This is a genomic window from Dermatophilus sp. B7861-1 (assembly GCF_058996045.1).
This window is the reverse complement of sequence record NZ_CM180082.1, coordinates 1884347-1910708: the sequence shown is the minus strand read 5'-3', so window position 1 is coordinate 1910708 and position 26362 is coordinate 1884347. Positions and strand designations below refer to the sequence as shown.

Annotated in this window: 24 protein-coding genes; 19 read left to right on the top strand and 5 right to left on the bottom strand. The window is 56.3% G+C overall.

Annotated elements, in window-relative coordinates:
• Positions 1-16 precede the first annotated feature (16 nt).
• The 4 genes from AC2T9U_RS08435 (at position 17) to AC2T9U_RS08420 (ending at position 4236) form a co-directional block, all read left to right on the top strand.
• Positions 17-406 carry a YraN family protein gene (locus AC2T9U_RS08435; protein WP_493695805.1) on the top strand — a complete coding sequence of 130 codons (390 nt, stop codon included), beginning with the start codon at positions 17-19 and terminating at the stop codon, positions 404-406.
• Positions 403-1962: a YifB family Mg chelatase-like AAA ATPase gene (locus tag AC2T9U_RS08430; RefSeq protein ID WP_493695804.1), complete on the top strand. Its 1560-nt coding sequence runs from the start codon at positions 403-405 to the stop codon at positions 1960-1962. The genes AC2T9U_RS08435 and AC2T9U_RS08430 overlap by 4 nt, the downstream gene beginning before the upstream one ends.
• Positions 1959-3182 carry a DNA-processing protein DprA gene (dprA, locus tag AC2T9U_RS08425; protein ID WP_493695803.1) on the top strand — a complete coding sequence of 408 codons (1224 nt, stop codon included), beginning with the start codon at positions 1959-1961 and terminating at the stop codon, positions 3180-3182. The genes AC2T9U_RS08430 and dprA overlap by 4 nt, the downstream gene beginning before the upstream one ends.
• Positions 3183-3258: 76 nt before the next feature.
• A complete protein-coding gene (locus AC2T9U_RS08420) occupies positions 3259-4236 on the top strand; it encodes a tyrosine recombinase XerC (protein WP_493695802.1) in 978 nt (325 codons plus the stop codon).
• A gap of 11 nt (positions 4237-4247) precedes the next feature.
• Here AC2T9U_RS08420 and AC2T9U_RS08415 read toward each other — a convergent pair whose 3' ends face one another.
• On the bottom strand, positions 4248-5033 hold the full coding sequence (locus AC2T9U_RS08415) for a M23 family metallopeptidase (RefSeq protein WP_493695801.1): 786 nt from the start codon (positions 5031-5033) through the stop codon (positions 4248-4250).
• Positions 5034-5374: 341 nt separating this feature from the next.
• On the opposite strand from AC2T9U_RS08415, the gene rpsB reads away from it, so the two are divergent.
• From rpsB to AC2T9U_RS08390, 5 genes are all read left to right on the top strand, one after another.
• Positions 5375-6202, top strand: a complete 828-nt coding sequence (gene rpsB / locus AC2T9U_RS08410; protein WP_115029581.1) for a 30S ribosomal protein S2 — start codon at positions 5375-5377, stop codon at positions 6200-6202.
• 146 nt (positions 6203-6348) lie between these two features.
• Positions 6349-7176, top strand: coding sequence for a translation elongation factor Ts (gene tsf, locus AC2T9U_RS08405; protein WP_493695800.1), 828 nt, complete (start codon positions 6349-6351; stop codon positions 7174-7176).
• A 233-nt stretch (positions 7177-7409) separates the two neighbouring features.
• Positions 7410-8129, top strand: a complete 720-nt coding sequence (pyrH, locus tag AC2T9U_RS08400) for a UMP kinase (protein WP_493695799.1) — start codon at positions 7410-7412, stop codon at positions 8127-8129.
• A 106-nt stretch (positions 8130-8235) separates the two neighbouring features.
• Positions 8236-8793, top strand: coding sequence for a ribosome recycling factor (gene frr / locus AC2T9U_RS08395; protein ID WP_115032416.1), 558 nt, complete (start codon positions 8236-8238; stop codon positions 8791-8793).
• 4 nt (positions 8794-8797) lie between these two features.
• Complete coding sequence (locus tag AC2T9U_RS08390; RefSeq protein ID WP_208303093.1) at positions 8798-9652, top strand: phosphatidate cytidylyltransferase; 855 nt, start codon at positions 8798-8800, stop codon at positions 9650-9652.
• A 21-nt stretch (positions 9653-9673) separates the two neighbouring features.
• Here AC2T9U_RS08390 and AC2T9U_RS08385 read toward each other — a convergent pair whose 3' ends face one another.
• On the bottom strand, positions 9674-10567 hold the full coding sequence (locus AC2T9U_RS08385; RefSeq protein ID WP_493695798.1) for a hypothetical protein: 894 nt from the start codon (positions 10565-10567) through the stop codon (positions 9674-9676).
• Positions 10568-10765: 198 nt separating this feature from the next.
• Between AC2T9U_RS08385 and rlmN the strand changes: the two genes are divergently transcribed.
• Positions 10766-12061, top strand: coding sequence for a 23S rRNA (adenine(2503)-C(2))-methyltransferase RlmN (rlmN, locus tag AC2T9U_RS08380; RefSeq protein ID WP_493695797.1), 1296 nt, complete (start codon positions 10766-10768; stop codon positions 12059-12061).
• Between the two features lie 19 nt (positions 12062-12080).
• Here rlmN and AC2T9U_RS08375 read toward each other — a convergent pair whose 3' ends face one another.
• Positions 12081-12836, bottom strand: a complete 756-nt coding sequence (locus AC2T9U_RS08375; protein ID WP_115032418.1) for a FadR/GntR family transcriptional regulator — start codon at positions 12834-12836, stop codon at positions 12081-12083.
• Positions 12837-13053: 217 nt separating this feature from the next.
• Between AC2T9U_RS08375 and AC2T9U_RS08370 the strand changes: the two genes are divergently transcribed.
• From AC2T9U_RS08370 to AC2T9U_RS08355, 4 genes are all read left to right on the top strand, one after another.
• The gene (locus AC2T9U_RS08370) at positions 13054-14718 is read left to right on the top strand and encodes an L-lactate permease (RefSeq protein WP_208303097.1); all 1665 of its coding nucleotides are present in this window, start codon (positions 13054-13056) and stop codon (positions 14716-14718) included.
• A gap of 63 nt (positions 14719-14781) precedes the next feature.
• Positions 14782-15615 (top strand): (Fe-S)-binding protein, encoded by an 834-nt coding sequence (locus tag AC2T9U_RS08365; RefSeq protein ID WP_115029593.1) that lies wholly within the window; start codon positions 14782-14784, stop codon positions 15613-15615.
• Positions 15612-17279, top strand: coding sequence for a lactate utilization protein B (locus AC2T9U_RS08360; RefSeq protein ID WP_051277466.1), 1668 nt, complete (start codon positions 15612-15614; stop codon positions 17277-17279). Before AC2T9U_RS08365 ends, AC2T9U_RS08360 begins: the two co-directional genes overlap by 4 nt.
• Positions 17279-18001 (top strand): LutC/YkgG family protein, encoded by a 723-nt coding sequence (locus AC2T9U_RS08355; protein ID WP_243888638.1) that lies wholly within the window; start codon positions 17279-17281, stop codon positions 17999-18001. The genes AC2T9U_RS08360 and AC2T9U_RS08355 overlap by 1 nt, the downstream gene beginning before the upstream one ends.
• Positions 18002-18181: 180 nt before the next feature.
• Here the strand turns inward: AC2T9U_RS08355 and AC2T9U_RS08350 are convergent, their stop codons facing one another.
• On the bottom strand, positions 18182-18349 hold the full coding sequence (locus tag AC2T9U_RS08350) for a hypothetical protein (protein ID WP_181815993.1): 168 nt from the start codon (positions 18347-18349) through the stop codon (positions 18182-18184).
• 117 nt (positions 18350-18466) lie between these two features.
• Between AC2T9U_RS08350 and dxr the strand changes: the two genes are divergently transcribed.
• Both dxr and AC2T9U_RS08340 read left to right on the top strand, forming a co-directional pair.
• Complete coding sequence (gene dxr / locus AC2T9U_RS08345) at positions 18467-19660, top strand: 1-deoxy-D-xylulose-5-phosphate reductoisomerase (RefSeq protein ID WP_493695796.1); 1194 nt, start codon at positions 18467-18469, stop codon at positions 19658-19660.
• Positions 19661-19755: 95 nt separating this feature from the next.
• Positions 19756-21183 carry a M50 family metallopeptidase gene (locus tag AC2T9U_RS08340; RefSeq protein WP_493695795.1) on the top strand — a complete coding sequence of 476 codons (1428 nt, stop codon included), beginning with the start codon at positions 19756-19758 and terminating at the stop codon, positions 21181-21183.
• On the opposite strand, the gene AC2T9U_RS08335 is transcribed toward AC2T9U_RS08340, so the two are convergent.
• Positions 21125-21871, bottom strand: a complete 747-nt coding sequence (locus AC2T9U_RS08335) for a TetR/AcrR family transcriptional regulator (RefSeq protein ID WP_493695794.1) — start codon at positions 21869-21871, stop codon at positions 21125-21127. The two genes, AC2T9U_RS08340 and AC2T9U_RS08335, sit on opposite strands and share 59 nt — an antisense overlap.
• A gap of 192 nt (positions 21872-22063) precedes the next feature.
• Between AC2T9U_RS08335 and AC2T9U_RS08330 the strand changes: the two genes are divergently transcribed.
• From AC2T9U_RS08330 to AC2T9U_RS08320, 3 genes are all read left to right on the top strand, one after another.
• Positions 22064-24136, top strand: a complete 2073-nt coding sequence (locus AC2T9U_RS08330; protein ID WP_493695793.1) for an MDR family MFS transporter — start codon at positions 22064-22066, stop codon at positions 24134-24136.
• Positions 24137-24291: 155 nt separating this feature from the next.
• Positions 24292-25461 (top strand): flavodoxin-dependent (E)-4-hydroxy-3-methylbut-2-enyl-diphosphate synthase, encoded by a 1170-nt coding sequence (gene ispG, locus AC2T9U_RS08325; protein ID WP_115032423.1) that lies wholly within the window; start codon positions 24292-24294, stop codon positions 25459-25461.
• A 120-nt stretch (positions 25462-25581) separates the two neighbouring features.
• Positions 25582-26331 (top strand): TSUP family transporter, encoded by a 750-nt coding sequence (locus AC2T9U_RS08320; RefSeq protein WP_493696947.1) that lies wholly within the window; start codon positions 25582-25584, stop codon positions 26329-26331.
• Positions 26332-26362 lie beyond the last annotated feature (31 nt).

The window sequence follows — 26362 nt, the reverse complement described above, 5'->3', positions numbered from 1 at the left end:
GGTGGAGGTGATCCACATGGGATCAATCGCTGCCCGCAGTAGGCGGGCATTGGGGGCTTACGGTGAAGAGCTCGCGGTCCAGCGCCTGGTGTCTGCAGGCATGGAAATTCTGGCGCGTAACTGGAGATGCAGTGCCGGTGAGGTTGATGTCGTCGCGATCGATGGCAAAACGCTTGTCATCGTTGAAGTAAAGACACGGCGAAGTACGCGGTTCGGTTCGCCGATTGAGGCCGTAAACGCAGAAAAGCTCACTCGGCTTAGGCGTTTAGCGTCAGCCTGGTTTACAGAGCATCCGAGTGGTCGAGGCACTCGTCGTTTTATTAGCTCGGTACGCATCGATGTCGTTGCGATTTGGATGAATGATTCAGGTCCTGCGCGTATCGAACACCTGGTTGGTGTGTCATGACTGGCCTAGGAAGAACGTGTGCAGCGACGCTGTTTGGGCTTTCTGGGGCTTTGGTTCAGGTCGAGGCGGATGTTTCGCCAGGTCTTCCAACTTTTTTAGTCAGTGGCATGCCGGATGCTGCTTGCCGCCAAGCTACTGAACGGGTCAAGGCTGCCGTTATCCATTCGGGGTTTCCTCGCTTGGATTGTCGAGTAGTTGTGAACCTTTCCCCCGCGTCACTGCCCAAAACCGGGGCTGGTTTTGATTTGGCAATTGCCATGGCTGTATTGGCTTCGCAGGAGGCGCTACCGCCCGAAACCATTGATCGAGTTCTTCATATCGGAGAACTTGGTCTTGATGGGTCATTGAAACCCATATCAGGGGTGCTTCCTCTCGTGCTGGAAGCCGTCTCGCAGGGGTGCACTACGGTGCTTGTTCCGCCAGCGAACGCTGCTGAAGCTGCTCTGGTTAGTGAAGCGCGTGTATTCGCGGTGAGCAGTCTTGCTGAGGCGGTGAAATTCCATCTCGTTGGGCGTACAGGCAATGATGCATGCGCCCAAGTTGGATTTTCGCCTGTGCAAACTGAGCTCAGCAGTGCACCTGTACCTGTTATCAGAGATATGTCTGATGTTGCTGGCCAGGAAGAAGCTCGTTTTGCCCTAGAAGTTGCTGCGGCAGGCGGGCACCATATGGCTCTTGTTGGTCCTCCTGGAGCAGGAAAAACTTTGCTCGCAGAGTGTCTTACTGGTTTGTTACCACCTCTGAGCGATGCTCAGGCATTGGAGTCAACGGTTGTGCACAGTGTGTTGGCCAAGCTTGATAATGCTGGTTTGGTCAAACGAGCACCTTTTGTAGCTCCTCACCACGGAGCCTCGGCGACTGCTCTCATCGGAGGCGGCGGCAGCGCAGGTGCCGTCCGTCCGGGGCTAGTTTCGTTAGCTCACAATGGGGTTCTTTTTCTCGATGAAGCACCTGAATTCAAGCCCTCAGTGTTACAGGCACTTAGGCAACCCTTGGAATCTGGCGAGATTGTTGTTGCCCGAGCCCGTGGTTCAGCGAGGTTCCCAGCACGTTTCCAGCTCGTCCTTGCCGCTAACCCATGCCCGTGTGGGAACGCCTTCGGTAAAGGTGCTCAGTGTCGCTGTTCTTCGAAGACACAACGTGACTATTTAGGTCGTCTGGCGGGCCCGCTGTTGGACCGTGTCGATGTGCAGCTTCAGGTACAACGCGTCTCCAGAGCAGCGCTACGAGCGCCACGAGCAGAGAGCTCAGCGGTGATTGCGCAGCGAGTGAAGAGAGCACGAGAAAGACAAAACCATCGATGGGAAAAACAACCGTGGAGCCTTAACGCGCATGTGCCTGGGCCACGTCTGCGTGACGGAGAGTTTCAGCTACCTGCCGCTGCTACCAGTGACATTGACCGCGCACTTGACCGGGGGGCTCTCACATTACGGGGGTATGACCGCGTTCTGCGCTTGGCTTGGACTGTGGCTGATTTGAGCGTAAAAGATCGCCCAACCCGTGAAGACGTTGGATTAGCACTCGGTCTACGTTCGCGTCTGGGGGCAGCTGCATGAAGAGTTCTAAACGAGCCTCTCTAGAGAGAGTGCAAGCACCCTTGGATGCTGAAGGTATTGCAGATCGAGTTCTTGGCGTCGACACAGTTACGGATTTCACGGCAACTGGCTCACCCGAAGCTGGGCTGGATCGTATGGCGCGAGCTGCGTGGACTCGTTTGGCAGAACCGGGGAATGTATGGGCGCATGCTTTGATTCAGCTGCTCGGCCCCGTACAGGCGCTTGCTGCTGTGGCTACGCGTCATGAGGAAGTAGTTCAACAATTCACTCCTCGGCTCGCTGACCTGAATGTTCTCAGGGATTTCGATATTGCGCGCAGGTACGGTGCACGTCTCATTGTTCCTAGTGATGATGAGTGGCCAAGCGGTCTTGCTGACTTGGAGGTGCCTCCCGTTGCTTTGTGGGCACGAGGACCCCGACAAGCAGCTGAGGTATGCAGCGGATCTGTGGCTATTGTGGGCGCACGCAACTCTACGGATTACGGGATAAATCAGTCGGGCGATCTGGCCTGGTCTCTGGCTGAGCGCGGTCGTGCTGTGGTTAGCGGTGCAGCATACGGAATCGATGCTGCAGCACATCACGGTGCGCTTGCAGCACACGGAACAACAGTTGCGGTGTTGGCCTGCGGTATCGACAAACAGTATCCGGCAGCTAATGCACAGATGCTGGCCGAGATTGCGCAGACCGGACTCATTCTTAGCGAGGTCGCTCCAGGTAGCGCTGCATTAAGAAGTCGCTTCCTGCAACGTAATCGCCTTATCGCGGCTGTCTCAGCGGGCACAGTAGTTGTCGAAGCAGGGCTACGGTCTGGGTCGCGAAACACCGCAGGTACTGCTGCTTCCTTGGGGCGTGTCGTCATGGCGTTCCCTGGGCCGGTGACTTCGATGGCCTCGGCGGGATGTCACGTAATGATTCGTGATGGCATGGCCACTCTCGTCACCGATGTGGATGAGGTGCTCGAACTGATTAGTCCAGTGGGGGAGCAGGCTGCAGCAGAAAAGCTAGCTCCTTCTACGGTCATTGACTCACTGGATGCATCAGATGCAGCAGTACACGATGCGCTGTCGGCGCGCCCGCGAAGCGTGGGCAAGATCGCCACCATTGTCGGTATGGGAACGCGCGAGGTTCTTACGAGTTTGGGGCGACTTGAACTGGAAGGATTCGCCATAAACAGCAACGGTCAATGGCGCCGCCCGCCAGGCAGTCGAAGTATCGGATAGCTCGAAAAACCGTGAATATCTAGCGGGTCCGCCTAGCTTTCTTGCGCTGGGTGGACCCGCTGTGCATCGTGAAGTGGTGACTGAACCGACTAGCGACTCGAGTAGTCGCGGCACAGCTGAGAAGAGCCTCGAGGGTCGAACGCAGGAGATCGTGGCAGATTTTCTCGGCTTTCTTAAACACCATCGTGGCAAAGAACGATCCCCACATACGTTGCGCGCATATGACACGGATCTTCGTTCCGCGATGCGCCATGCAGCGCAACGAGGACATAAGTCAGTTGAAGATATTGATGTTGATGACGTACGAAGTTGGTTAGCTCAAGCAGCTGAACAAGGAAAATCACGAGCTACTCTCGCCCGCCGAATTACGGTATTGCGTAACTTTTTCCGGTGGGCTCGTGATGCAGGTGTAGTGCAGATTGACCCGACTCTACGGATCCGTAGCCCACGTCGATCACAGCACTTGCCCAAGGTTCTCAAAGAACGTCAGGCCATCAGGCTCCTGACGACTGAGTCTAATGACACAAATAAGTCGGCAGCCGTGCGGGCTAAAGCGCTCCGTTCTCGAGATGCTGCTGCGCTTGAAATGCTTTATGCCACCGGTGTTCGGGTTCAGGAGTTGTCTGGACTTGATATTGACGATGTTGATCTTGAGTCACGTACTGCTGTGGTTGTTGGTAAAGGAAACAAACAGCGCAAAGTTATTTTTGGTGAACCTGCAGCACAGGCGTTGCGTCGGTGGCTTTCTATGCGCTCGCACTTGGTGAGTAAGGAAAGCGGGGCAGCTTTATTTTTGGGCGCACGCGGAGGCCGTTGGGGGGTGCGACAGATACGTGATGCAGTGCATGCAGCGGCGGCACGGGCTGAGGTTCCTGATATTTCGCCCCATGCTTTGCGGCACAGCGCAGCTACGCATCTTCTTGATCATGGAGCTGATTTGCGTGATGTGCAGGAGCTTCTTGGTCATGCTTCGCCGGCCACTACTCAGATTTATACGCATGTGTCCACGGCTCGTCTGCGGGCTGTTTTCGAGCAGGCGCATCCGCGGGCGTGAGAATGAATTGTTCAACGTAACGGTAGGAGGCGAACCTCGCCGATGAGGGTGAGGGGGTCGATGTATTCAGCGTTTTTGATCGCTCCCCAGTGCAGGCATGATTTGGGTGCGCAGTGAGCGGCAAATGGAGCAATGTGTCCGATGACTTGACCTGCTTTGACGACGTCCCCAGTTTTAACTGTGGGGATCACAGGTTCATAGGTGGTTCGGATGCCTCGTGCGTGCATGATTGACACGGTTGATTTTGTGGCAATTTTGCCTGCATAAAAAATTTTTCCGTTGCTCGCTGCTAGAACAGGGGCGCCTGCGGCTGCGGCGAGGTCTACGCCTCGATGCCCAGGAAGCCAATTTTGTGCGGGTTTATCGAAGCCACGTAAAACATGGGTAGATCCACGTAGAGGAATGCGGTACGGAGCGGGAAGCAGCGCAAGCATGTTTTCCATGTTTTTCTTTGCATGTCGCCCGGAAGCAGCTGTTCCTGCTCGGGCGGATGTGCCTGCGCGTGCTGCGCCTTGCCCAATGGCGGCTGCTTGACTTGTTGATGCGGTTACCTGTTTGCCTAGTGCGCGTGCAGCAACACCTTCAAGTTCTTTGGCTACACCGGATCCAGCTAAGCGTGTGAGAGTGCCTCGAGCGGCTCCTGTGGCGACTGACTTCACGGCCTGGGTGGCGACGGTGCGTGCAATGGCAGTGCCAACTACACGTACGCCGGTGCCAACGAGAAGGGTTCCCCATCCCGCGGGGCCAGTGGCAATGGTGAGAGCGATGAGGGCGATGGTGATGGGGTCGAGGCTCACGTAGGTGATCGTGGTTGGTGGAGTGAATGTATGAGTGGGGAAAGTTGCTGTCTGTGGATGGGAAGGCGGGTTGGGGACTGACAGCTCTCGTGCGAGAGCGCGCTGGCGTCGCGGGGCAGTGGCTGCTGGCGTTATGATGTTTAAACCTGTGGCGTGTGCGCTGCAGGAAATCGCGTGTCGTTATTCGCCAGTAACTTCCGGTGTTTGTGCGCCAGAGAAGGAATGGTGGGGTTTCGCCTTCGGTCCGGGTTTTTCTCGGTGGCGGTTCTCTCGACACCAGGGACTTAGCCGCAATTCCGCGGATAAGTCGTCAACCAAAACGAGTATCAGGAGGCTTCGGCATGGCCGTCGTCACCATGCGTCAGCTCCTTGAGAGCGGCGTCCACTTCGGACACCAGACCCGCCGTTGGAACCCGAAGATGAAGCGCTTCATCATGACCGAGCGCAACGGCATCTACATCATCGACTTGCAACAGTCGCTGACCTACATCAACGATGCATACGAGTTCATCAAGCAGACCGTTGCTCACGGCGGTCACATCTTGTTCGTCGGCACGAAGAAGCAGGCGCAGGAAGGCATTGAAGAGCAGGCAACTCGCGTGGGTATGCCCTACGTGAACCACCGCTGGCTCGGTGGCATGCTGACCAACTTCAGCACCGTCTCTAAGCGTCTGGACCGCCTCAAAGAACTTGAGGCCATTGACTACGACGATGTTGCAGGCTCGGGCCACACCAAGAAAGAGCTTCTCGTTCTGCGTCGCGAAAAAGACAAGCTGGAACGCACGCTCGGCGGTATCCGTGACATGTCCAAGGTCCCCTCTGCCGTGTGGATCGTGGACACCAAGAAGGAACACCTTGCCGTTACCGAGGCGCGCAAACTCAACATCCCGATCGTCGCGATCCTGGACACCAACTGTGACCCCGATGAGGTCGACTACGCCATTCCGGGTAACGACGACGCTATCCGTTCCGTGACGTTGCTGACCCGTGTCGTTGCTGACGCTGTGGCCGAGGGGCTCATGGCTCGTAACTCTGGTGGCGCAGCTGCTGGTGAGCAGGCCGAGCCGATGGCTGAGTGGGAGCGAGAGCTGCTGGCTGGTGAGCAGGCTGATGCACCTGCCGAGGTAAAGAGCGAAGACCAGGACACGGCTGAAGAAGCCCAGGCCTGAGCCAGTTTCGACCGTTCATGGCGTGTTCTTGAGCATGTGAACGCTGCCGTTGTGGCTCGTAATGGCCATTGTTGGACGTAACAACTTTGACGACGGTGGTCGCGACGATAGTCGCGACCACCGGTACGAGAGAGAGTGATTGGTAGATGGCTAACTACACCACCGCCGACATCAAAGAAATCCGCGAAAAGACCGGCGCGGGCATGCTCGACGTCAAGAAGGCTCTGGATGAGGCTGAAGGTGACAAGGGCAAGGCTGTTGAGCTGCTTCGCGTCAAGGGTCTGAAGGGCATCACGAAGCGCGAAGGTCGCTCGGCCTCCAATGGCTTGGTTGCTGCCAAGGTTGAGGGGAACGTTGGCACCCTTGTCGAGGTCAACACCGAGACGGACTTCGTTGCCAAGGGTGAGAAGTTCATCGCTATGGCTGACCAGATCCTGCAGGCTGCTGCCGCCAGTGGCGCCGCCGACGTTGAGTCCCTCATGGAGGTTGACGTCGAAGGGCAGCCGGTTAAGAAGCTGATCGAGGACAACGCTGCTGCGATTGGCGAGAAGATGGAAGTACGTCGTGTTGCCCGCATTGAGGGTGAGCACGTCGTTTCCTACCTGCACAAGACGAACCCTGATCTTCCTCCGCAGGTCGGTGTTCTCTTCGCTTTCTCTGGTGGTGACGAGCAGGTTGGTCGCGATGTCGCGATGCACATTGCTGCGTTCTCCCCGTCTGTCTTGACTGAGGATGAGATTGACGAAGAGACGGTCGCTAACGAGCGCCGTATCGCTGAGGAAACGGCTCGCGAGGAAGGTAAGCCCGAGCAGGCTCTGCCGAAGATCATTGAGGGTCGCGTTAAGGGATACTTCGCTGAAAACGTCCTTCTTGACCAGAAGTACGCTAAGGATCAGAAGAAGACAGTTGCCAAGGTTCTGGAGGAAGCCGGAGCAACAGCTATCGGCTTTGCTCGCTTCCGCGTCGGTTCCTGATCTCATAGTCATGGGTAGGCCTACTTGGTATGAATAAGTATTTTTTGCTGAGTAGGTTCCCTTTCCCTTTGTTTCCTTAAAATAGGCAGCAACAGGAAATCTTTTAAGAAGTGATCCGCCTTTATTGGTGGATCACTTCTTTTGCGTGAGCGGCTTCTTTGTATAAGTCGCTTGTGGTTCGCCATGCGTGGCAACATGGTTTGAATTGGTTCGCCGATGTGGGGAGATTTTTCGTGAGTGCTCGTGCATACAAACGTGTTCTGCTGAAGCTGTCTGGGGAAGCTTTTGGTGGTGGGGCTGTAGGCGTAGATCCAGATGTTGTTCGTGGAATTGCTGCGCAGATCGCTGTAGCTGTTCGAGAAGGTGTTGAAGTAGCGGTCGTCGTGGGCGGAGGTAACTTCTTCCGTGGCGCAGAACTGCAGCAGAAGGGTATGGATCGTACCCGCGCTGACTACATGGGCATGCTTGGCACCGTGATGAACTGCCTAGCTTTGCAGGATTACCTAGAGAAAGAAGGAATCCCCACTCGCGTGCAGACTGCCATCACGATGGGACAGGTCGCGGAACCCTACATACCCCGCAAAGCTATTCGACACATGGAGAAGGGGCGTGTCGTTATTTTCGGTGCGGGCGCAGGAATGCCTTTCTTCTCCACGGATACGGTTTCTGCTCAGCGTGCGCTTGAGTGCCATGCCGACGCAGTTCTCATGAGCAAGAACGGTGTAGACGGTGTCTACACCGGTGACCCAAGAACAGACGCAGCGGCAGTTAAGCTGGATCGCGTCAGCTACAGCGACGCGATCAGCCAGGGTCTCAAAGTTGTTGATGCGGCCGCTTTTGCCTTGTGCCGTGAGAACAAAATGCCGATGGTTGTCTTCGGTATGCAGGAGGAGCAAGCCATTACCCGGGCGCTGCGTGGTGATGAGATCGGTACCGAGGTCTACAGCGCTTGATGGAGGCGGGTAGAGTCTGATGCAGGAATGCTGAGCTGCTTAGGTGTTCTCCGATATCGCCGGGGGCGAGCAGTCTAGTCAGTCGATAACGCAGAAGGGGTCGCACATGTTGGATGACACGATGCTCGAAGCCGAGGAAAAGATGGAGAAGGCTTTGGAGGTCGCCCGGGAGGAGTTCTCCAACATTCGGACTGGTCGTCTTTCCGCAGGTCTGTTCAACAAGATCATGGTCGACTACTACGGTGCTCCGACACCTTTGCAGCAGCTCGCCTCTGTGCAGATTCCAGATGCGCGCACCGTGCTTGTGACTCCCTATGACCGTAGTTCGCTAGGAGCCGTGGAGAAAGCTCTGCGTGACTCGGATCTAGGGCTTAACCCGAGCAATGATGGCGTCGTTATCCGAGGGATTATGCCTGCGCTGACTCAAGAGCGCCGCAAGGAATACATCAAGCTCGCGAACCGTAAAGGTGAAGACGCGAAGGTTTCTGTGCGTTCTGTACGTCGTCACGCTAAAGACGCCATCGACAAAGCTGTTAAAGATGGCGAGGTCGGTGAAGATGAAGGTACCCGATATGAAAAAGATCTTGAAGCGTTGACGAAAAAGTTCGTTGAGAAAGTTGACGCCCTCCTGAAAGGTAAAGAGGCAGAGCTACTCGAGGTTTGATCGGGTGAATGCACCTGTTGTGGAACCCTCATCGCCACCTGAGAAAAAGTCGAAAGGGGGCCGGAATCTTCCGGTCGCTGTCGGCGTGGGGGTGGCGTTGGGGGTTCTTGCTCTTGCTTCCTTGTTTGTGGCGCCTTGGGGATGGCTGCTGCTCTTAACTCCAGCGATCGTGTTTGCGGTGCTGGAGTTAAGAAACGGTTTTGTGGCTGGTGGTCATGAGGTGCCATTAGTTCCAGTGGTGGTGGGGGCATCCGTGATGCCGTTGGCTGCGTACCTAGGAGGTCCGGCGGCGCTGTTGGTGATTTTTGGTGTGGAAGCTGGCGCGGTAATCGTCTGGCGAACGCTGATCGGTCACCTGCGTACAGGGATACGCGATATCGGTAGCGGTGTTTTTGTGCTGGGTTATGTGCCGTTTCTTGCCTCATTTACGGCATTAATGTTGACAGCCCCTGAAGGGCATTGGCGTGTAATCGCATTTGTCCTTGTTACTGTTTGCAGCGATATTGGTGGTTTTATAGCCGGTGTGCGCTTTGGGAAAACTTCGATGTCACCATCGGTGAGCCCTCATAAATCTTGGGAAGGTTTTGCCGGTTCGGTAGTAATGTGTGCTCTTGCCGGGGCAGTGATGTTTGCATTGCCATTGGGGGCAGCCTGGTGGCAGGGCGTGCTCTTCGGGGGTTTGCTAGCTATGTGCGCCACACTGGGTGATTTGACCGAGTCGATGCTCAAGCGCGATCTAGGCATTAAAGATTTCGGAAAAGTTTTACCGGGGCACGGTGGACTAATGGATCGCATGGATTCTTTGTTGGTGTGCGCCCCGGTGGCATGGATAGTTATGGCAGCTTTGCTGCCAGCGTGAGAGGAAAAGGTGCTCCCTCACTCAGCGGTCGAGAAGCTCTGACAGTGCGGGGGGTACGCGAATGGCGATTTGCCCCCGTTCGTGTGTTGTCAGCGGAGTAAGTGTTTCCAGATGCTCACCGTGTGCCCAATAGACATGGGGACTGGTAGCTCCTGAGTCTTTGTAGCCATTGCGAGCGAAGACACTCATCGGGCCCACCGACATGAGGGAGCTGACGTTATCAACTATGCGCAGCGCGAGGTGATGAGCATTTGGTACAGCCACAAAGACACCCTTGCTGAGGTCACTTCCTGGGTGAAGAAGACGCGAAACACGGGGTAATTCGATGGCCAAGCTGGCCACTGATAAGGAATCGCCTAGAAGGCCAGTGAAGGTGAGTCCTTCGGTGGTTTCGAAGTGGCGTACTTCGATTTCTTCTCCAATATCGGCCAAAGTGTGTACAAGATTGTGGCGAGCTACTTCGACGAGTTCTTCAGGAGAACCTAGATGTGCCAGGTCGGTTGCCGGTGGAGCTATGACAGCCTCCGGCGTACTGACAGTAAGGAGCTCAACAAGCCCGGGGGCGTAAGCGCGAACGTGGGTCAGGTTGCTGAGCGAGGGAACATCTTCGATGTCGGCCAGCTGTAGTCGCAGTGATGACAGTACAGTCTTGTCGTCTGGGGTGGCATTTCCTGAGAGGGAAAGGCCAGGTGTGCGGTTGGCTGTGCCGTACAGAGGTAGCCACGCATGTTCTGCCGGCGTCGGGCGGTTGTTAGTAAGGGGACGGGGATATTTTTCGTGCTCGCCTTTAAGGACGAAAGGGGCGACTGTCGGTGTGCGTGGTTTGCGTCGTTTGGCGGATGTTCCCGCGCTAGTTGCCTTGGGGCGTGATCGCCGCATGCGTCCTGCGAGGCGGCGCCACAAGCTTTCCGTCATCGCTGTACCTTCACTTTGAGCTGTTGTGGGCGTTCACGTTTTGATCGCCCATTCTGGGGTGAACATTGTCTTCGGGGAAGGGTAATCCCCGGATGTGGAAGCAATCGTTGAGTTATCTGTGAGCTTAGGTGGTCACATGGGGTAGGTCTCGAGGGGCCGCGTTGTCGAGGATTGCGGCTTCCTGCGAGAATAGCTGTGATGAACAGTGAGAATGTGACTAGTAGTAAGCCGCTTCAAGGTCAGAGTAGCGGTGCGCAGGCGCGGCCAGGTTTGGCGCGCAGGCGCCCTGGGCCTGGGCAGATTACATTGTCGGCGCCGGGTAACCCCTTGCCGCGCACACATCTCGCTGATCTTGATATGGCAGGACGGGTGGCCCTGTTGAAGGAAGCTGGATACCCCGGTTTCCGGGCGAAGCAGCTGTCCACCCACTATTTTTCACATTTCACGACAAACCCTGAATCAATGACTGACCTTCCTCAAGGATCCCGGTCAAAGATCACAGAAGCAGCCTTTCCTTCGCTGTTGGAGAACGTGCGTGATTTGGTCGCTGACAACGGGCGCACAGTCAAGTCTGTGTGGCGGCTTCATGACGGAGCGCTCGTCGAAAGTGTGTTGATGCGTTATCCGCGCCGCGTGACTATGTGTATTTCAAGTCAGGCCGGTTGTGGAATGAATTGTCCGTTCTGCGCTACCGGACAAGAAGGTTTCACTCGGAACCTCTCGACTGCTGAGATTGTTGAGCAGGTACGGATGGGAGCAGTGCTGCTGCGATCAGGGCGTTTCGCAGGTCCAGAAGGTGGCGAATCGGGATCTGCGGGAGCAGAGGCATTCGCTAACCCCGACGATGATGAGGCCTACCCTCTGGCAGATGCTCATGAAATAGCCACAGCACCATTGCGGGTAAGCAATGTTGTTTTCATGGGGATGGGCGAGGCGCTTGTGAACTACAAACGCGCCGTGGCGGCGATTCGCAGGTTGATCGCTCCAGCTCCCGAGGGCTTTGGGATGAGTGCGCGTGGTATCACGATGAGCAGTGTGGGTCTGGTGCCCGGAATTAACAGACTTGCCGCTGAGGGGTTGCCGGTCACGCTAGCGCTGAGTCTGCATGCCCCCGACGACGATCTGCGGGATGAACTTGTCCCGATCAACAATCGGTACAAGGTCGCTGAAGCACTCGATGCTGCCCGGGCCTATTTCGATGCAACGGGCCGTCGAGTTTCGATCGAATATGCGCTCATCAGAGACATGAATGATCAAGCGTGGCGCGCCGATTTGCTGGGGGAGGAGCTTACGCGTCGAGGTAAAGGTTGGGTGCACGTCAACCCCATTCCGCTTAACGCTACTCCTGGATCAAAGTGGACAGCTTCCCGTCCCGGTGTGATGCAGCAGTTTGTTGAGCGCCTGCGGGCACATGGGGTGCCAACAACCATCCGAGACACGCGTGGAAGCGACATCGACGGCGCATGCGGACAACTCGCTGCTGCTACCAGTTGAAAGTGAAGTGACTACTCAGCTAGTTCGAGTGATAGTGCAGTTGTTCGTAAGCAAGACGAATATGACTTTCGACAGCTTCAGCTGCTTGAAGAGCGTCGCCTTTTTCAATTGCAGTGAAGATGGCTTCGTGGCCTGCACACAAGCTAGCTGAGCGAGCATGCCAGTCTTCTTCATCATCAAAACTATGCATTATTGGGCCTGTCATCGTCTCCCGAATAGCTGTAGTCAATTCAGTGACAAGCCTGTTATGGCCTGCAGCAGCCACAAGAACATGGAATTGTGTGTCCAGCTCGTTAAACCTGTCGCGCGGTGTTGAGGGGTCGGCCATTTCATCAAGAACCTCACGCATTTTCGCGAGATCTTCTTTGGAAGCCTGTGACGCCGCTAGTCTGGCGCTTCTGCGTTCTAAAGGGATACGAGCCTCTAAAACTTCTGGTACTGAGAAGTGGGAAAGATGCACGTGTAAGCGAAGGATGCGCGTAATTGCCTCGCTCGACATGGTCGTGACGAACGTCCCCCCGTCTGTTCCGACGTCGGCAGAGACCACACCTTGCGCTTCTAGCGTGCGCATTGCCTCTCGCACGCCAGCTCTGGAGACACCCAACATTGTCGCAAGCTCACGTTCTGCAGGAAGTCGGTCTCCTACCCGTAGCCGCCGAGCCACGATTTGTTCCTCAACCTGGGCGATGACCTGCTCGTAAGCCTTCTTTTTGGTGACGGGGTGCCAGGAAGGGCCAGGCGTGTCAGCAGCCCCATCCTGGGCCTTGTGTGCCATGCAAATCCTCCAGAATTTGAGCCAGCGGTGGGAATCGTTCACGATCATTCTCGCTCGATGGTGGCGTGACACACGACACTTGAGCGATTTAGTACCCACGCCATGATGCATGACCGACCGCAATGTCCTTTAATGGTCGGACCAAAGCAGTGGCGCCCATCACCCGGCCCAACTACGGGTAGCCCTCCGCGGCGCCCCCATGGACAACGGAGTTCTCATGCTTCCAGCCCTTGCGGCATTCACGCCCAATCCCAGTCCCCTCCCATCGCAGTGGCTCTCGGCGCTTGTGGCCGCCATCCCGATCATGGTGATGCTTATCACTTTGGGCGGCCTGCGGTGGAAGGCACATATCGCTGGTATTACCTCATGGGCAGTGGCCCTGGTCATCGCGGTTACAGTCTTCTCCATGCCTGTCGGCATGGCCCTGTCAACCAGTGCGCACGGCTTCATTTACGGTCAATTCCCCATCGTATGGATCCTGCTGTGTGCCATCTGGATGTACCAGGTGACCGTCATCTCCGGAAGGTTCGACGATCTGCGCCGTACCTTCTTCCTGATCAGTGATGACCCCCGCGTGCTCGGTATGCTCATCGCCTTCTGCTTCGGTGGACTTCTCGAAGCGCTCGCAGGTTTCGGTGCACCGGTAGCCATCGCCACAGTCATGCTTATCGCTATCGGGTTCTCGAAACTACGCGCAGCGGTCGTGGCTTTGCTCGCCAACACCGTTCCAGTTGCTTTCGGTGCTGTCGGGCTTCCCATTCTTACCGCCGCCCAGGTAAGCGGTGTAGGCGTCACTGAGGTCGCCATCATTACCGGTCGCGTATGCGCACTTCTCGGTCTCCTTGTTCCCTTCCTCCTCCTATTCGTCATGGACGGTAAAAAGGGTGTCACTCAATGCTGGCCGTTCGCCATCCTTATCGGTGTGATCTTCGGCGCCACAAAATGGATCGTCTCTGCTACACCGCTCTATAACCTCACAGAGATCTTCGCGGCCGTTATCACCGTTGCTGCAGCCATTGCCTTCCTGCGCTTTTGGAAGCCCCGCGGTGGCGAAGAAGCCCTTGCCCGTGTTGGGGCTCCGATGGATCCGAGCTTGGAAGAACAAGCACCTGCTCGCGTTGCTGATGACAACGAAACTCTTACCGGCGGGCGTATCTTCATGGCGCTTGTGCCATACATCCTTGTCATCGTTGTGTTCTCCATCGCAGCCATCCCGGCTGTTCACAACGCCCTAGTTGCCACCAATCTCAAGCTTGCATGGCCCGGCCTGCAGGAGCTCATGAGCGTTTCTGGAAAGCCCTCTGGCCATGCCACCTACACCATCGCTTGGCTTTCTGGCCCCGGTACCCTGCTTGCCCTGGTCGCAATCCTCGTCGGAATCATTTACAAGGTTTCGTTCAAAGAGATCTTCGCTGAGCTTTGGCGCAACGTTGTCAAGCTGCGTTTCACGATGCTCACCATCGGCGCTGTTGTTGCTCTTGCTTACGTCATGGGTGACTCCGGTCAGACATACGCTCTTGGCCTCTGGGTTGCTGGTGCAGGCGCTGTGTATCCCTTCTTGGCTCCGATCCTGGGCTGGATCGGTACCTACGTCACCGGCTCTGACACTTCAGCCAACCTGCTCTTCTCCCCGCTACAGGCCAGCGTTGGAGACCAGATCGGTTACAAAGGTCTGCTGGTCGGCACCGGTGCCGCAGGTGGCGTTGTCGGCAAGATGATTTCTCCGCAGTCTCTGGCCATCGCCGCTTCTGCGATCGGGCTAGCTGGCTCTGAATCCGTCATCCTGCGCCGAGTTATTAGCTGGAGCCTCATTCTGCTGGTGTTCATGTGCGTCGTTTCGGGCCTCATGTCCACCCCTGTCCTTGCGTGGCTGCTTCCGTAACAGTCAGCTTCCCCGTGCACCCCGGGGAATCAACCCACCCGACACGACCTGGAGAACGAGAACATGACCACAGCCGCACCCTCCTCACCGGCCGGCACCCGGCCAGGTGAGGGACTCACCGTCGCGCTGTTCGCAACCTGTGCCAACGACGCGATGTTCCCTAACACCCCCAAAGCAGTGACCACTTTGCTGGAGCGCCTGGGCGTGAAAGTGACCTTCCCGCAGAAACAAACGTGCTGCGGACAGGCCTTCACGAACTCGGGCTACTTCGACGAGACTGTTCCGCTCGTTCGTAACTTCGTTAACACCTTCAGCGACTACGACTACATCGTGGCCCCGTCTGGTTCCTGCGTAGGCTCTGTGCGCGACCAGCACACGATGCTTGCTGAACACGCTGGTGACAGCGGGTTGCGTCGCGAAGCAGCTGACATCGCCTCCCGTACATATGACATCTCTGAGTTCCTCATTGATGTCCTAGGAACGGTGGATGTTGGCGCTTACTTCCCGCACAAGGTCACCTATCACCCGACTTGTCACTCTGTCCGCATGGCCAAAGTTGGAGATCGCCCGATGCGTCTTCTCCAGGCAGTGTCCGGCATTACCGTGTTAGAACTCGAAGACGCGGACCGTTGCTGCGGATTCGGTGGCACATTCTCGATGAAGAACCCGGATGTGTCTGTTGCGATGGCCGCAGATAAGGCTCGTCACGTTGCAGATACCGGAGCGGAGTACCTCGTCGCAGGAGACAACCTCTGCCTCTTGAATATCTCCGGCGTACTCGGACGCAACAACGCCGGTATCCGTCCCGTCCACCTCGCCGAAATTCTTGCCTCAACCGAAGAGGCACAGTTCACCCCCGGGTCTTCCCGGGCCTCACGGGAAGGAGTGCGCAAATGAGCACCACGTTCATCGGTATGCCAGCACTTCCGCGCGACGCCGAGGGCCGTTTGACTCCTTCGCCGCCGCCCGGAGAGTTGATCAACTCGGATGCCTTCCCCTCAGCAGCCAAGGTACAGCTAGGCAAGCCAGTGCAGCGGGGCAACCTGCACACCGCTATGACCATGATCCGAGGCAAACGTGGTCGTGTCGTAGCAGAGCTAGACAACTGGGAACAGCTTCGTCGCGCTGGTGAATCAATTAAGAACCGCACCCTGCGGCACCTAGACCAGTACTTGGTCCAGTTAGAAGAGTCACTTACTGCAGCAGGAACAACTGTTCACTGGGCGCGTGACGCAGCCGAAGCGAACGAAATCATCGTCGGTCTCGTTAAAGATGCACTCTCCCAATACGCAGTCAGCGAGGGTGAAGGTACCGAGGCAAACAACGGTGACGTTACTTACCCTGAGGTCGTCAAGGTTAAATCCATGGCTACCCAGGAAATTGAGATGAACGAGGCCCTTGAAGACGCGGGCATCGCAGCCTGGGAGACTGACCTCGCTGAGCTCATCGTGCAGCTGGGACATGACAGGCCAAGCCACTTCCTCGTGCCAGCTATTCACCGCAACCGCAGTGAAGTGCGCGAGATCTTCCTCGACGAGATGGGTACCTATGGCCGTCCTGCTCCCGAAGGTTTGGACTCCGAACCAGCCCACCTTGCAGAGGCTTCTCGCCAACACCTGCGCGAAAAGTTCCTGCGCGCCAAGGTAGGTATCTCCGGAGCTAACTTCGCAGTTGCTGAAACTGGAACTCTGGCGGTTGTCGAATCCGAAGGTAACGGCCGTATGTGCCTAACCCTGCCGGAAACTCTCATCAGTGTTGTCGGCATTGAGAAAGTTGTCCCGACGGTTGAAGACCTTGAGGTTTTCCTTCAGCTGCTGCCGCGTTCGTCTACTGGTGAGCGAATGAACCCTTACACCACCCTATGGACGGGACCGGGCGGAGATAAGGGCGGCGAAGACGGCCCCAAAGCCATGCACGTGGTCCTTATCGACAACGGCCGCACCAACGTTCTCCAGGACAAACACGGTCGTGAGGCACTGCGCTGCATTCGCTGCACCTCCTGCCTCAATGTATGCCCTGTCTATGAAAAGGTCGGTGGTCACGCCTACGGGTCGGTGTACCCAGGACCAATCGGCTCGATCCTCACCCCGCAGTTGCGCGGAACATCTTCCAAGGTCGATCGCTCTCTACCATTTGCCTCCACCCTGTGCGGTGCGTGCTTCGACGTGTGCCCTGTGCGCATCCCGATTCCGGAGCTACTCGTCTACATGCGCAACAAGGTTGTTAGCGCCAAAAAGGCCGAAGCGAACGCCAAGTTTAAGAAGAAGCGGCTTGCCCGCCCCTTCATTGCCCACACCGAGCCTGCTCTCATGGCTTCTGCAGCCTGGATGATGTCAGACTCCCGCCGTTGGAAGACCGCTACCAACATGAGTGGTTTCGGTGGTCGCAGCCTTGGCAAGTTCACCGATCACATCGGCGCTATTCCTGGACCGCTCTCTCGCTGGACAGGAGCAAGGAACGTGCCGGTGCCTCCGGCGGAATCGTTCCGTAGCTGGTGGAACCGTGAGCACGGTGACGATGACACAGCTGGCACGAATGGCGAGCGCAAGGGAGAAAACTGATGAGCACGGATTTGCAACGCCCTGACCTCACTGCGGGTGCGCCGCACACGCCAGGAATGAGCGCTCGTGATGAGATCTTGGCGCGTATCCGCCAAGGGCTGACCGATGTACCTGCTGATGTGTCTCCGGCTGAGGACACTCCGGTGGATTGGGAATATGGGCAGGCCAACCCACAGGTAGATGACGTGGTTGATCGATTCGTTGAGCGTGTCGAGGACTACAGGGCTACGGTCGCTCGGTGCGCACTTAAAGAGATCCCCGCTGCCATTGCTGAAGCTTTGCGAATCACTGAAGCAAAAAGTGTCGTACTGCCAGAAGGCATTGATGCTTCGTGGCGAGCTGCAGTGGAGAAGTTTGGTGTACCAGTAAGCACCGATGGCCCCACTGCTGGGGCTCGAACTCGCGCTGAGTTGAACTCCACGCATGCTGTTGTCACGGCGGCTCGTGCTGCAGGTGCTGAGTCGGGAACGATCATGCTTGACCACGCTGAAGACCAGGGACGTCGTGCCCTCACCTTGCTTCCTGACATTCACGTCTGTGTAGTTACTACCGACCAAATCGTCAGCGATATTCCTGAGGCCACGGCTTTGGTTGCCCCCTCATTACGTGCGGGCAATCCAGTGACCTGGATTAGTGGCGGTAGCGCTACGAGCGACATCGAGTTGTCTCGTGTTGAAGGTGTGCACGGTCCTCGGACCCTCTACGTCATCGTGGCTGGCTAATTCTGTTCTATGCGAGCCGCTGTGAGGCATAGCTCAGCGGCTCGCGCGAGCGGAGCTCGATAACCATTCAACGTAGCTAGGCGCCCAGACTCATTGAGGTCTGGGCGCCTAGCTACGTTGAAAAGCCCTTACCGGTCGATGTGCCTTGCAATGCAAGAGACCGGGCCGGTGATTAGCTTGCTAGTTCTGTTGGGCGTGGTACTGGGCAATTTTGGCTTCACGTTCTGCTTTCAAACGGTGCAGCGGGTCGTTATCGCCAAGTTGGGCAGGGCCGAATATGCTCATTGCCACTCTGCGGATGTTCCACCAGAGGCGGTAACCGAGGGAGAGCCCGTCTTTGTTTGCCATGGGTGTCCTTTGAACGCAGGTAAAAGATAGAAAAGGGTTTCGAGTAGCCTACGCGTCGAGAAGAGGGGATGGGAGATAACCCAAGCTTGTTTGGCGTCTAGGTGTGCATGACACGATGTGTTGGTGACAACACAACGAACAGTAACTCTGCTGGGATCCACTGGGTCGATCGGTACGCAGGCAATAGATGTAGTCCTACGTAATCCAGATCGATTTCGTGTGACGGGTTTGGCTGCTGGTGGTGGGCAACTGGGGGTGCTTGCTGGGCAGGTTGCCCAGCTTGATGTCGATGTGGTTGCGGTTGCGCAGGGCTCAGTAGAAGAAGTGCATGCAGCGCTGCGAGCAGCGGGTGTGCAGCGGATGCCTGAGGTGCTGGTGGGGGGTGAGGCGGTGGCAGAGGTTGCTGGTCGGCCCGTGGATGTGGTGGTCAACGGCATTACGGGATCGATTGGTTTGCGTCCGACTCTTGCTGCGCTCCAGGCTGGAAATACCTTGGCGTTAGCCAATAAAGAGTCGCTGATTGTGGGGGGTGATCTTGTTAAAGCGGCGGCGAAGCCGGGACAGATCGTGCCAGTAGATTCAGAGCATTCGGCTCTGGCGCAGGCGTTGCGTTCTGGAAAGGGTAGTGAGGTTGCCAAGCTTGTGGTGACAGCAAGCGGTGGACCTTTCCGCGGACGGCGCCGTGCAGAGCTTGTTAATGTCACGCCGGAGGAGGCTTTGGCTCACCCAACATGGAATATGGGGCCAGTGGTAACTACTAATTCGGCCACGCTTGTCAATAAGGGCTTGGAAGTTATTGAAGCTCATCTGCTCTTCGATATTCCTTTTTCGTCTATCGAAGTGACTGTGCATCCTCAGTCAGTGGTGCATTCGATGGTTGAGTTTGTTGATGGGTCTACGATTGCTCAGGCATCGCCACCGGATATGCGGTTGCCGATTTCTTTGGGAATGGCATGGCCAGATCGTGTTCCGGCAGCGGTAGCGCCATGTGACTGGTCTAAAGCGAGTACGTGGGAGTTCTTCCCTCTGGATGAAGAAGCATTCCCTGCGGTGGCATTGGCTCGCCGTGTTGGGGAAATGGGAGGGACATACCCCGCTGTATATAACGCTGCCAATGAGGTGTGTGTTGATGCTTTCCATGATCGCCGTATTGGTTTCTTGGAGATTGTGGACACGGTGGAGCTAGTGGTGAACCGGTGGCATGAGGCGGTTCAGCGGGCAGAACAGCCAGGCAACGCTGATGATGTAGCTGGGGTGCTGGCTGCTGATGCGTGGGCGCGTGACGTGGCGGGATCAGTTATCGCTAGGTGATCGTTGCACAATCGGTACAGGGTGTGAGCTTCACGGTCGATCAGTCGTAGGAGCTTTTTCGTGCAGGAATTCGCTGGAAGAAGGAGTCGACGGCCATGATGTTTGTTTTTGGTGTGCTGTTCATGGCTTTTGCGATTGCAGTGTCGATTGCGTTGCACGAGATTGGACACCTGGCGCCGGCGAAGAAGTTCGGTGTTGCGTGCCGTGAGTACATGATTGGGTTTGGGCCAACTTTGTGGTCTCGCCAGTGGGGAGAGACCACGTATGGGGTCAAAGCCATACCACTAGGTGGGTATGTGCGGATGATCGGCATGTACCCACCTTCGCGAGCAGAGCAGGAGCGCGTTCGTGATCGTGCAGAGGGTCTGAATGTTTCTGAGCGTAGCGAGAACGCTTTGGCTGCTGATGAGCAGTCAGGTCGCACTCGTAGCGGGCGTGTGTGGCCATGGTCAGGGATGGTTGCGCAGGCTCGTGAAGCGTCGTTGGCTGAAATTCGTCCCGGTGAAGAGAACAGGGTTTTCTATAAGCTGTCGGTTCCCAAAAAGCTGACCATCATGTTCGGTGGCCCGATGATGAATCTGGTCATTGCCGGGGTGGTGATGGCAGGAGTGTTTACTACACACGGTATTGCTGAGTCAGTAGGTGCCAAGGTTGTTTCCGTGGCTCAGTGTGTGCGACCGGTGGTGGGCGCAGGAGCCCAAGATGCGACGAAGCCGTGTAGCGCGGCAGATACGCCTTCACCTGCGGCAGCAGCAGGTCTTCATCCTGGTGACCAGTTTGTATCGATTGATGGCCACCAGGTGAGAGGCACTGTGGATGTGGCTACCGCTGTGCGTCCTGCCGCTGGACGCACTGTGGATGTGGTGGTGGAGCGTGGCGGTCAGCCAGTGACGCTCAAAGTCACTCCGATCGCGGTACAGATGCCGCGAGTTGATGAGCAGGGGCGGGTGATTGTTGATGCTCACGGGGCGCCGTTGACTGAGAAAGCTGGATACATGGGTATGACAAGCACACCTGTCAGCGCATTCGTTCCGCAGCCGCTTACGGCGGTTCCCGGGTTCCTATCCGATGCAGTGGTGCAGACGGTGAGGGTAGTTGCGGTATTGCCAGCCAAGTTGTTTGGTGTGTGGCAGGCAGCTTTTTCCGGTGCTGAGCGGGATGCTAATAGCCCGATGAGTGTGGTGGGTGTTGGGCGTATTGCCGGTGAGGTAGCTGATGGTCGGGTGGCGTGGCTGTCTGATCCGGGAGCGATGTGGGCGGCGATGTGGATGCTGGTGGCGAGTTTGAACATTGCGTTGTTTGTTTTCAACATGATTCCGTTGTTGCCACTGGATGGTGGGCACATGGTGGGAGCGCTGTGGGAGGGGATCACGAAGGTGGTGGCGCGAGTGCGTCGTCGACCTGACCCTGGATATGTTGACGTTGCCAGGGCTATGCCGTTGGCGTATGCAGTGACGTTGTTGTTTATTGGGATGGGGGCGTTGCTTGTGTATGCGGATGTGGTGGCTCCGGTTCGGTTGTAGCTTCTGTGTTTTTGGTGGTGGTGTCTAGGCCACTGCGCAGTGAGTCGAAGCCGCGTTCGAAGGTGTCGATAGCGCTTTGCAGGGAAAGGTCATGGTGTGCGCGTGTTACCCAGGTGGCACGGGTGACGCCAACTGCAGTGATAGCGAGTAGGGCTGCGCGCATGTGGATTTCGACCTCGGAGCTGTCTTTTTCGCTGTGCGCCAGGCGGGGGATGAGAGCTTGGGTGAGAGCTTTTTCGGTTTCGACGACCAGGTTCATGCTGGTGGTTGCAAGTTCGGGGTATTGCGTGAGTATGCGGCGGCGTTTTGTGTGGAATTCGTCGTCGAGATGGGGAATGTCGATGAGGGGGCGTAGGGCGTTGCGGAGTGCGGTGAGGGGGGGATAGGTGACTGGCTGCTGCTGGAGAGCTGTGATTATGCGTTCAGTGATATCGGAAGAAATGCCGAGGATGGCTGCTTCTTTCGAGCGGTAGTAGTTAAAGAGAGTGCGGGGGGAGACGTCAGCTTGGGCTGCGATGGCTTCGATAGTGAGGGATTCGAGGCCGTGCTGATGAGCGAGTTCGATGGCGCTGCGGTGTATTCGCGCGCGTGTTTCGCGTTTTTTGCGTTCTCGGAGTCCTTCGGTTTCTGGGGTGATGGACCGATGGGGTGGGGTGAGGTGATGCGTGGGGTTGGTTGTGGCGTCCATATTCGTAGTATACGTAGCATTAGTGAAATTTTGCAGACGTGCACATATGCTGTAGGTGTGCGTCATGTGAGGGCCCGTTGGTGCTGACGATGTCCGTTAGTGCTGATCTCACTGTGCAATACGCCGCATCGCAGATCCTGACGCCTCATTGGAGAGGTTCGAGGAAAGGCACCCTAGTCAGAAAGTTCCCATATGTCAGCCAGTGTTACCACCCCATCATCAAGCGATTTTCGTCTTGATCCCGCAGGCAGGAGAGTCTTTGTCGGCTTGCTGCTAGGAATGCTTGTCTCGTCGATTAGTCAGACGATTGTCGGGCCTGCTATTCCGCGCATTGTCGCTGAATTGGGCGGCATGGAGCACTACAGCTGGCTTGCTACTACGGCCATGCTGGTTACTGCTGTCTCTGTGCCGATTGTTGGAAAGTTATCTGACATTTATGGGCGTCGCCGTTTCTTTCTCGCCGGTCTGGCTGTCTTCATGCTCGGTTCTGTCTTATCCGGAGTTGCGACAAATTTTTGGTTCCTTGTTTTCGCGCGAGCGGTCCAAGGTCTTGGTATGGGGGCGCTTATGCCTCTGGCTCAGACGATCGTTGGGGATATTATTCCTCCCCGGTATCGTGGTAAGTATCAAGGGATAATGGGGGCAATTTTTGGATTTACGTCCATTGCTGGCCCCCTTGCTGGTGGATATATTACCGATCATGTTGGATGGAGGTGGCTTTTCTATATTCCTCTTCCTCTTGGAGTAGTCGCTTTTTGGTTTATCGCGCGTTTCTTTGAGCCTGAACAGAAGCGTATTGAAGCGAAGATTGACTATGCTGGATTCGGGACGCTTACTGTTGGTCTTGTTGCCCTACTTGCAGCCACAAGCCTTGGCGGCACGGCTTGGCCTTGGGGTTCGGTGCAAATTATTGGGCTTTTTGTTTTCGGTGGTATATCCCTTGCGATATTTGTTGCAGTAGAGAAGAAAGCTGAAGAACCGGTTATTCCACTGCGACTTTTCAAGAGCTCTATTTTTGCTCTCTCTAATATTGCCAACTTGACTGTGTCGATGCTCATGTTCGGCATCCTCATCTATGTGCCGGTTTTTGCTCAGGGTGTCCTGGGCATGAGTGCTGGACAGTCGGGTGCCGTGCTGGTCCCAATGAGTCTCGCAATGGTGATCATTTCGGTTATTGTTGGCGGAATCGTTACTCGAACAGGTAAATACAAAGCGATCACGTTGATCGGGATTGCTCTTATGGGTGTAGGAATTTGGTTATTGACAAAGCTCACGCCAGATTCTTCACATCTCCAGCTCGCGTTTTCTACCGTTGTGTTTGGTGTCGGCTTGGGGTCGTGCATGCAAATGTTCACCCTTATCGTGCAAAACGTTGTTCAACGCCGAGACCTCGGAGTAGCAACCGCTACAACACAATTTTTCCGCAGTACAGGTGGAACGATCGGAATAGCCGTATTCGGTACGGTTCTTACCACCCACATGGGGCCAGCAATCGCAGCTCGCATGCCTGGTAATGCGGCCCACATGCCAGGCGGGCACCTCAATGCAGGATCTGTCCTCGACCCATCAACCCTGGCGAAGTTGCCTCCCGTAGTTGCTAATGCAGTCCGCTATGGAGTAGCAGACGCAATCCATGATGTGTTCACTACCGGGATTCCACTCGTCGTCCTCGCTCTCCTCGCCGCCGCATGCATCAAAGTGGTGCCGCTGCGGACTAACAACCACGCCGGCACTGAAGTTGCACGCGACATGCTCGACACCATGAGCCAAACCGCTGAAGGTGGTGTTGCCTCACCACACACTCCCACTGCTAGTGAACGCACCTATGAGCGAGTCCTCGGGCTGAAGATCGGTCTCCTTATCACTGAAGCAGAACGATCCGATCGCGAATTCCTCCGCCGTGCAGTAGAGCAAGTTGGGAGCGGAGACTTCACGCGAGGCAAGATGCTTCTTGAATCAGCAGCAATCATGTTGGTCAGTGAAGACAGTGCCGAAATCATGCGAAATGAGCCATCCGCAGTCGAACTATCGAAACTCTTATCTCGACCGAACGGGCTGCTTGGCGAAGAACTGAGCGCCGAGATCGCTCTAGCTGCTGCTCGTGTGGAAGCTCGTGTGGCGAACAAACAGACAGAGCCACCTGCTGTTCCCTGCCCTGAAGGAGCTGAAGGTGTGGATATGCGCAAGCTAAGAAAAGCTGTCGATACGGTGAATGCTGCTCTTCTCGTCGATCTATCCCGGGCAGATCTCGCCGACAAGGCATAACGAGCCTCATGACAAGCAAAGAGCGGAGCCCGCTCGAATGGGTCAGCCCCTCCAGTCTTTTCACCGCTACGGCAGAGTTGAATATGTCTGGAGGGGCTGCCGTCTAGTACGAGCAGGTGATGCCGTGGATCAACCGGTGCGCCATACTGGCGCTTATGAGCGTCAATCTCGGAATCCCATCACCTGCTCCTCGCACGCCGGAGCCATCTGTCGCGCTGCTCAACCCGCGTCGGAACTCCCGTAAAATTGAGGTTGGGACCGTGGGAGTCGGTGGCGATGCTCCCGTCAGCGTACAAACGATGACAACCACCAAAACTCATGATATCGGCGCCACTTTGCAACAAATCGCCGAACTCACCGCGGCTGGATGTGACATCGTCCGTGTTGCCTGCCCAACAGACAAAGATGCCGAGGCTCTCCCCATCATCGCGGCCAAGTCAAACATCCCGGTGATCGCAGACATCCACTTCCAACCCAAATATGTCTTCGCCGCGATTAAAGCTGGTTGCGGCGCAGTGCGCGTCAACCCAGGCAACATCAAGAAGTTCGATGACAAAGTAAAAGAGATCGCCCAGGCAGCGAAGGAACACGGTACCTCCATCCGCATTGGCGTCAACGCTGGATCTCTCGATAAACGCCTCTACGCTAAGTACGGTGCACCAACCGCTGAGGCGCTCGTCGAGTCAGCCGTTATGGAAGCAGCGCTCTTTGAGGAGCATGACTTTCATGATTTCAAAATCTCTGTGAAGCACCACGACGTCATCACTATGATCCGCGCCTATGAAATGCTTGCCGAACGCGGTAACTGGCCACTGCACCTTGGCGTCACCGAAGCAGGCCCAGCCTTCCAAGGCACCATCAAATCTTCGGTCGCTTTTGGGCACCTTCTAGCCCAAGGCATCGGCGACACCATCCGCGTCTCCCTATCTGCTCCACCGGTCGAAGAAGTCAAAGTTGGTACCCAGATTCTGCAAAGCCTGGGACTGAAACCCCGCAAACTCGAAATTGTTTCCTGCCCCTCTTGTGGCCGTGCCCAAGTAAATGTCTACGAGTTGGCCAACTCAGTCAGCGACGCTCTTGAAGGAATGACCGTGCCACTGCGGGTCGCCGTCATGGGATGTGTCGTTAATGGTCCCGGCGAGGCACGCGAAGCCGACCTTGGAGTGGCATCTGGCAACGGCAAAGGCCAAATCTTTGTGCGGGGACAAGTGATCCGTACTGTGCCCGAAGATCAAATCGTGGAAACTCTCGTCGAAGAAGCAAACCGGATAGCCGCGGAGATGGGCGAAGGAGTCGAGGGGACCCCAGTTGTATCTGTTTCCTAACTTGTAGCAGAACACAGGCGTTTACCAGTGGTGATGGAGCGTCGGCGATAGCATCAGCGCGTGCTTGCCGACGCTCTCTGCCTTTTCAACGACCTTGGCTCTCTGGGAGCTGCGCCGCTCATGCTGCTACTGGTCGCATCCTTTGCTGCCGGGTGGGTAGATGCTGTCGTTGGCGGCGGTGGACTCATTCAATTGCCGATGTTGTCGATCCTGCTCCCGCACGCAGCAACTGCACAGATCCTCGCGACGAACAAAATTGCTTCGGTGTTCGGCACACTCGCCAGCGCCACGACATACATACGCCGCATTGGCCTCGACCGCAGCACCGGTGCCTGGCTCGCACCCACAGCTCTCATAGGATCCGCCGCTGGCGCGGCAGTAGCCGCAGCCATTCCCCGCAGCGCATTTGATCCCATCATCGTGGTCGCACTCACCGTTGTTGGGGCGTACACAGTGATGCGCCCTCATGTCGGAACAAGCGATCCTGCACCGCGCGGAGACACTGGTCACATCGTCACTCTCGCTTGCATCGGCATTGCAGTTGGTTTCTACGACGGAGCGCTCGGCCCAGGGACGGGATCTTTCTTCGTTATCGCTCTTGTTTCCTTCGCCGGACAAAGCTTTCTAGGAGCCAGTGCTCACGCGAAGATCGCTAACGTAGCCACAAACATTGCTGCACTTGTTGTTTTTGTTCCTCAAGGCGCCGTTATGTGGTCTCTGGGCCTAGTCATGGCTGCGGCCAATACGGCTGGTGGATACGTCGGTGCTCGAACAGCTGTGGCTCGAGGTTCGGGCTTCGTGCGGGTTGTGTTCCTTGTTGTTATTGCCGTCTTGTCTGTCACTCTTGTCATGAAAATTATTCACGGCTAGCAGTAACTTTTCGGTCGCGAAAAACGCTCTC